We start from the raw sequence: 8,027 nt of genomic DNA on the forward strand, positions 1-8,027 counted from the left end.
AGCCTGGAGTGGAATCGCGCTGAGTGCCAAGCATACCCAATGTCCCAGATCAGGGTGAGACGCGATAAAGCGATAGCGAAGTTGATCGCGATCACCCTTTCCCTGGCGGAACGGCTGGGCGGAAAGGAGTTTTGCCAAAACTGCTTGTTCGTCTTTCTTCCGTTTCGCTGGGCAACAGCTGTCACGGTTGCATTTCGACGGCATCAACGAAGACAGGATTTGGACCATCATTTCGCATTTTTCTGCGGTCCGAAACTGGGAAAAAATGTATATTGGCTGCGTTCATCTCTCGTGGCGGCGGGTTATGCAAACGAAGTCTGGTATTATCTTTACACATCCGGACACTATCTCGACGCCCTGAACTTATTCCCCCAGTTGGACTGGAAACGAGCCGACGAAGCTTTGCTAAAAGCGCTTCACGAGTGCGCTCGCGCCGTGGCTTCGGGTTATTCGATGAACTTGGCGACGCAACTGCACTACGTAGGCTGGCAGGAGACTTCGAAAGATTATCTGGCAGAGTACGCTAAGTTAGTGCGCAAAATAACCGACAGCCAGCTTTTTGAACTGGAAGAAAACGTCTATCGCGCAAGAGCCGCGCTCAGGGCCGACCTGACGCACGCGCGCATTGACAGCTACGTTCCCTATCTTTTCCAGAACAAATCAGTCATCGATGAACTGCAATCGACCCTGAACCTGACGCCACACCCGGAAATCATTTCCGAACGCAATTCTGCCGGTCAATACTGGGAGCCATTCCCTCACGCGGATGCAGCAGAAGCAAGAGACATCGCGTGCCACTACGCGTTACGTCATTTGGAAGCTCGCACCTACAATAACGGCGAGGGAGCATGGGTCCGCACGATTTCAGAGGCAGCGGAACTTAAACAAGGCCTGATACGGCAGCGCATGCCCGCGATCTCTCGTCAGTTGAGGTCCGAGCTTGAGCGTGTCGGCATCACCGAACTGACGGACCTTCGTCTTTTGCTACCGGACTGGGGCGCCGTCATCGGTCATTCCGGCCATCTGAACGTGCACCTCTTGATGCGGGAACTGGGCTGGTGGAGTGGCTCACCCCTTCTTTTCACCTATGCGGAGAAGATTGCGAACAGAGCCTTTCTCTCTTCGATGGAAGATCGTTGCCCGATTTGGATTCTCGAAGAGAACATCAGCTCCGCGGTTTGGCACGAGGTCGCAAGCCTGACGCCATTCGTGAGCGTTCCGCACACGTTCAAGCGCCCTGACGGACGTTCTATGAACTGGAACGATGCGGGTGCGATGGCGGTGGCGGAGTGGGAGCGACAAGGTCGTGCTCTCCCGCTGGTCACGGCTTATGATAGTCGCCCCGCAACGCATCTCACATCGGAACGTTTCGAGCGCGCTCGGCGGAAGTGGGGCATCATGCCCGGTGATTGGTACGTTTGCCTTCACATGCGAGACGCCGCCACGCGGGGCAACATCGAGGGGATGGGAGAATCCATCCGCAACACGGAGCTACAAAACTATCTTGATGCCATCGAGCATGTCCGATCAATGGGAGGCTGGATCATCAGAATGGGCGGTCCGAAGGCACCGCCGTTGCCACCGATGGATCGAGTGATTGATTATGCTCATTCCGTCGAAAAAGATGCGGAAATGGATATACACCTCGTTCGCCATGCCAAGATGTTCATCGGCACGACATCCGGATTCGCCTATGTCGCGTCAAGTCTAGGCGTACCCTCGGCAATGGTCGATGCGATTTCCTCGATGGGACTCCTTTGGACCAAGCAAACCCGCTTTGCGACGAAGCCGGTACGCACCCAAGCCGGACGACTGCTTTCGCTTTCAGAACTGACATCCGACCGCTTCCGTTGGGCGTTGGCGAACTTCGAGACCCTTGCTGAGGCAGGACTTACGGTGGAGAGTAATACTCCCGATGAAATCCTCGAGACGGTCAAAGAGGTGCTCAGCCTGGCTTTCTCTAAACCGCCGGCGCCGATGCCGCCTGCAAAGTGGCAGGCGGGCTTCGAACTTCCCGATTTTTTTGGAGCAGCGAGCCCCTCAAGCTACTTTCTGGACAAGCACCCCGATCTGCTACGGTCGCCCGATTAGCACCGAAGATCCAAAACAAGACCACCTGGAGATGAGTTGAAGCTTATTCTCACCAGGCGGCGACTTCGGAACAAGGTACGCGCGCAGACATGATAGTCGCCGGACTCAACACTTACGCCGAAACGTCCAAGCCGACTCAGCAGCCCCTCATGCGGTACCGTGCGGACATCGACGGCTTGCGGGCGCTCGCGGTGCTTGCGGTACTGGTCTATCACGCTTTTCCAGCTGCGCTGCCTGGAGGTTTTTTCGGCGTCGATGTTTTCTTCGTCATTTCGGGCTATTTGATAACGTCCCTCATTCGTCTGCAAATCTCGCAGCAGCGCTTCAATATCGCGGACTTCTATGCGCGACGTATTCGCCGCATCTTTCCTGCGCTTGTGCTCGTCATCGCCACAACTTTCACGCTGGGCTGGTTTTTGCTGCCCTTGCACGAAATGCAGTCGCTAGGAACCAATATTGCCGCCAGCGTCGTCTTTCTGCAAAACTTCGTCCTGCTCGGCCAGGTTGGATATTTCGATATCGCTGCGGAAAAGAAGCCGCTGCTGCATCTTTGGTCCCTCGGCATAGAGGAACAATACTACGTCGTCTGGCCGTTGGTTCTGCTCTTGGTTCGCCGCTGGAAAATGAATGGATTGATCGTGGCGACGGTCTTTGGGGCGGCCTCGTTCGTGCTTTGCCTGATCGTAGGCACGCGAGCGCCCGACTACGCCTTCTATCTTCCGTTTACGCGCGCCTGGGAATTGCTGGCCGGATCTGCGCTCGCGGTCTGGCATGGCGATCGAACCCCAGGCCTTCCGGAAGCAGACTCTCGTTTGCGACGTGCGTCTGACTTGGCAGCGTGGTGCGGCTTTATCGGCATTCTGATTAGCTTCGGAATCTATCAACCCGGATTTTCGCATCCCGGCTGGTTTACACTTCTCCCAGTGGTCGGGGCTGCCGTCCTGATCGCCGGCCGCGGGAGCTTAATCCATCGTCTGCTCGTTACGCCTCCGATGGTGTTTCTCGGCCTGATCAGCTACCCGCTGTATCTGTGGCATTTTCCGCTGATGGCATACGCCCGCATTCACTTCGTCGACAGTGTGCCGGTGGGTTACATGCTGGCCATCCTGCTGGTCAGCGGTCTGCTCGCATGGCTGACTTACGCAGCGGTGGAGCGCCCCCTGCGTTTTGGAAACAGGAACGTCCGGCTGAAAGTTGGCGGCCTGGCGACCGCGATGATCGCTCTTGCTTTAGTCGGCGTCGCAGCTGATCTCACGCATGGGCTGCCGATCCGCATCCCGGCCAAGATCCGTCCGTTCATGCTCACAAACGAAGACTCCTTGGCCGCCATGCGTTCGGGAAAATGCCTATTGCTGCCCGATCAGGGTCCAGAGCAGTTTGCGCCGGAATGTACCGGCAATGGCGATCGGCCCCTCGTCGTCATCTGGGGCGACTCGTACGCTGCCGCACTCTCTCCTGGTCTCCGGCATTTCGCCCCCGCACGCAATTTCGATCTGGCTCAGTTCACGGCTTCGGCTTGCCCTCCGCTGATCGATTACGTCAACCCCGAGCGGCCATTCTGCAAATCCATCAATGATGATGTCCTTAGGCGGCTCTCGACCTTGCAGCCGGATGTCGTGATTTTTCATTCGACATGGAGCTATCATCGACAAGTCGACGACTTCAGGCGCGATCTGAGGCGCTCGGTTGCGCTCGTCAAGCCGCTTACCAAAAAGATAGTAGTCATCGGACCGGTGGCGAGCTGGCTTGGCGACGGCCTACCGGCGAACATTCTTGATTACTATTATCAAAGTGGCAATTTCGCACTGCTGCCCGAACGTACTTGGTTTCGGTCCAACGAGAACTGGACGAGCGCGGCGGAAGCAATGGTCGAATCTGAAGCAACAGCGCTCGGGCTTGATTACATTTCAGCACATCGGCTGCTGTGTAACGAAGCTGGATGCCTCACCCGCATCGGCCCTGAACTCGTGACGTTCGACAACGGCCATTTCACTCCCGCCGGATCAACGTATCTGGTAGGCAAGAGCATCGACCGCATCTTGGAAGCCAAACCCTAAATCAAGATACGAGCGGATGGCATCGGATCGTGCTCCGATCTCTTGCTATCAAGAGCCGAATGGGATCCTCATGCCGCCTAGATTGGCCTCTGGTTCGTCCCCCCAGCAACGGATATACCGCGCTCGCTCGTAACGAGAACGACACGCGCACCGCCGTGGTCTATAGGCCTGCCCGCATTAACTGTCGCCGGGAACGGACACTCAGTTACGTCGCATGCAAAATATAGGCAGCGCCGCCCCATCCATAGGTAAACCAGGGAGTTGCAGTAAAATCCCTCTGAGACTGGAGGAAGTCCCGCAGTGCCCTACGCTCCCCAAAATTCGGATTAGCCTTGTTGCAATTCCAATCGTCGAACAGCAGGACCGTCCCATCCTGGAGGCAATTGCCCCGGTGAAGACCTTCGAGAACCTCGATGGTCGACTGATACAGATCGCAGTCGATATGAGCGACTGCAACCTTCTCTTGCGGTGTCGCCTTGAGTGTCTCTGAGTAGAACCCTTGTCGAACGATGATCCGCTCAGGGCGGATCACCTCCGAGAGCCGATCGCGAATGTGCCATTGGTGCGGCTGACCGAACTGTTTAAGCCAGTCGGCGGGGAACTTCATCTTACCCGACCATATATTTCGGCCGCCAATCTCGTAGCTATCTCGGTCGATAGCGGACGTGTACTCCGGCAATCCGTCGAAGGAATCGAACAGATAGATATCATTCAGATTGAAGATATCGCGCATGATTTCGCAGAATATTCGGGCGGACCAGCCACCAAGGACCCCAAACTCCATGACGGCGCCTGGAATGCCTCCGATCGTCACGAATTCGAGGGCGCGGCGGTAGGCTTCATCGTGCACGCGCTTGGCGCGGTCGGCATCGAAGAATACGAAGCACATTTTAGTCAGATCGTCGCCGCCCTGGCGGTCGCGAAGAAATTGCTCGATTTGCGAACGGACTTCCGAATTGAGCGGATTCATCTCAAGCGCTCGAACCAGCAGGTTCAACTTGTCCGAACCGCTCGAACTCGTCGCACGCGCCGCGCACTCATTGGACATTTGAATCAGAGCATCACGTGCCGGCTCATACCGGTGTATCAAAGAGTTGGCTCTTGCGAAGCCTCTGAACGCTGCCTCATCGTCCCCACGTTCACGAGCCGCTTTACCCAATTCGTAATGGGACTCGGCAGAGAACGATTCCGGGGTGTCCGACACTCGCCTCTTGAACATGGCGTGCGCGACGTCACGAGCCGCGCGTGGAATCAACCGTTTAAACATTGAGCCCCGAAGGTTCACTGAGTTCAAGAGCCCCCTGTGACGGCGGCGAGCGATGGCGTTAGGCGATTTGATAGAGCTAAGGCAAGAATATAAGACGGACGGCCACGAGACTAAACACCTTCGTTCTCGACTTCAAGTCCGCCGCTGGCGTCCGACATCCTGCAGCAAGCGAAGTCCGATACCCCAATGAATCCTTTGGATGAGAGCTTCTTCCAACCAGGAGCTAATCAGAAGCTATGCTCCAGGCCTTTCTTGAGCAGCCAAGAAGCCGTCCGCATATTTGTTAATATAGTGAGGGCTTATCGAACCCGTTCCGTAATGAAGAGGGATGGTCAGCTGCTTCTGCCAATGCGCGAGCAATTGCCCTGCCCCTTTCTGCTCCGCGGATCGTCCAGACGCCAATGCCTCGACCTCTTCGACGACCGCACAGATCTCGTCAGCCGTATTGTTGCACGGATACGCGCCGCTTCGGCTCAGAACGCCAGCGTCAAAAAGACGCCAGCGCCACGGCGGCGACGAGAGCTGGGCCTGCGTCAGCATCGTTCCGTCGGCGAGACGAACCGGTTTCGGCACGAAGCGCACGAGACTTGTCCAAAGCTGGGAGTCCGTGGTGATGCAGTTGACGATCGCGCTCGGAATGCCAAAGCTGATGGCGACATTGGTCAAGCCCGACGTCGTTCCGATGAACATCCTGGCGTGCCGAATGAGACAGATGTCCATCGCTTCGGAACGGAAGTCGCTCCATGCGTAGTCGATCGTCCGATCGAGCGGCGGCAACTGAGGGGACTTCGGACCGCCGAGCTTGATCACCCAGCCGCCCTTGCCGGTGATGAAGCGGACCGCATCGACGTAGCTCTCGATCGGCGCATTGCGATGGGTCTGCCCAGCCCCGGTGACCTCGCCGTAATGGGAGGCGTCGCGAATGTGCAGACAGACATACCAGTCGTCCGGCTTCATGCCGAACGTTTCGCGCATGCGTCGAAAGTCGTCCTGCACCTTCGATGACGGGCCCAGCAGCCGGTCGAATTCCTCCCGTAGCGGATGTCCCCGGCCCTGCTGCTCCCATTGCGAAATGGCCAATGCCCCGGCCTCCTGCCAAGGCAGGACATCACCGTTGGGCATCTCGAACACGTTGAAGTTCATCCCATACCAGCGCTGCAACGACAGGAGCTCCTCGCCGACGGCGTGCGAGACGGTCTCGCCGACAATGACGACGTGGCCGAAGCGCTCGAACAGACGGAGAAACGCACTGTTCGCAACGAGGCCCGGACGAACGACCATCACGGCCTGGCCCGACCACCACCCCAGTTCCCGCATGCGAAACAGGATATCGAGCATCCCGAGATGACCGATCTGGGTGCTCCATTCCTCGGGAATGATCTTCAGCTGGTCCAATGGGACATTCAGCCTGGCCAGCGTCAACGTCAGCTCGGCGGATATCGGCGGCTGCAACCGGCGGCGGAGCTCGGACTGCGCAGCAAGCGCCCGGGCGAATAGCTCGATTCCGAGATCGCCGCGGCCGACATGCGTGACGCGCTGCCCCGTGAAGTTGCAGAGGTCGAACAGCCGTCCTTCGGCGCCACAGGCAAAATCGAGAGGATTGGGACTGTAGTTCTGGGCCGGGCGCGCGGCCATGTTCTGGTGGGGACGCAGGTAGTAGTGCGTCCGGCGGCCCGCCTCCATCACGGCCTCGATCGCGTCAGCCTCGTTGCCGCTGATGACGTCCAGCATCGCCTTCAGGAACACGAGATGGCCGTTTCCGCCGACGAGGTCCTGCGATGCGACGGCCGGCACCAGCCGCTGCGCCTGTTCGAATTCTCCGACCTCGAACAATGCGCGAACGAGCTGGTCGCCGGCGTCGGTGTATTTGACGAACGACGGATTCTGCAGGGCTACATCGAGGGCTTCCTGCAGAGCTCCGATCCGGATCAGACCACCGACTGTTCGCCCGGGATATCGCCGCAGCAGCGGGACGGAAAACTGCAAAGTCGGATTCTTGGTCAACAACGACGTCACATGACGGCTATAGGCGGCCTCGATGCGGCGCCTCCCCCGAAGCTCGAGGATGTCCAGGGCCACGAGGATCGCAAAGGCCGAACGCGGGGGCAGAACTCCCAGCAGCCTCGCGGCAAGGCCCGTCGCTACCAGTATCAGCTGCCGCCTCTTCGCCAAGGACCACTCTCTCACCCGTGAGATCTCGACGACCGACAATGACGACATCTCGAAATTCCTGTGCACATCGTGCGAATTTGGCGTCGGCAACGCCGGAACCATACAACGACATGCGGCCTTGCCAGCCAAGTTCAGCGGAGCCGCCAGCCTATCTTGCTGAAGGCGAGCCAACGATCAAGCAGAGGATATGAGACTCAGCAACAGCCGCTGAATTCCCGGATGGGCGGGGAGACTGCGAGCGGCCTGCTGTTCAGAGCAATGCCCGGTCGATCAGCGCAATCAGGCCCCGGACCCACGCGCGTAGAGGGAGCAGGCCCAGCCAATCGATCATCATGAAGACCAGCGAGCAGACCGCCAGCTGACCGAGCACCAGCCGTCCAGTCCGACGAATAGCAGGACGAGGGCCGTGAACGCAGCCAATGCGGCTTTGAGGAATCCCG

Annotated in this window: 4 protein-coding genes and 1 pseudogene; 2 read left to right on the top strand and 3 right to left on the bottom strand. The window is 58.1% G+C overall.

What is annotated here, in order from left to right:
• The first annotated feature begins 81 nt into the window (after positions 1–81).
• Positions 82–2,091: a TIGR04372 family glycosyltransferase gene (locus BRAS3809_RS12525; RefSeq protein WP_170323277.1), complete on the top strand. Its 2,010-nt coding sequence runs from the start codon at positions 82–84 to the stop codon at positions 2,089–2,091.
• A gap of 149 nt (positions 2,092–2,240) precedes the next feature.
• Positions 2,241–4,148, top strand: a complete 1,908-nt coding sequence (locus tag BRAS3809_RS12530) for an acyltransferase family protein (protein ID WP_139017344.1) — start codon at positions 2,241–2,243, stop codon at positions 4,146–4,148.
• A gap of 205 nt (positions 4,149–4,353) precedes the next feature.
• On the opposite strand, the gene BRAS3809_RS12535 is transcribed toward BRAS3809_RS12530, so the two are convergent.
• The 3 genes and pseudogenes from BRAS3809_RS12535 to BRAS3809_RS37055 form a co-directional block, all read right to left on the bottom strand.
• Entirely contained in the window at positions 4,354–5,352 is a 999-nt protein-coding gene (locus tag BRAS3809_RS12535) for a TylF/MycF/NovP-related O-methyltransferase (protein WP_170323278.1), read from the bottom strand.
• 297 nt (positions 5,353–5,649) lie between these two features.
• Positions 5,650–7,635 carry a TIGR04372 family glycosyltransferase gene (locus tag BRAS3809_RS12540; protein WP_083839097.1) on the bottom strand — a complete coding sequence of 662 codons (1,986 nt, stop codon included), beginning with the start codon at positions 7,633–7,635 and terminating at the stop codon, positions 5,650–5,652.
• 202 nt (positions 7,636–7,837) lie between these two features.
• Positions 7,838–8,027, bottom strand: a pseudogene (locus BRAS3809_RS37055) (hypothetical protein); the annotation flags it as partial.

The organism is Bradyrhizobium sp. STM 3809 (genome assembly GCF_000239795.1).
In the GTDB taxonomy this organism is placed as follows: Bacteria; Pseudomonadota; Alphaproteobacteria; order Rhizobiales; family Xanthobacteraceae; genus Bradyrhizobium.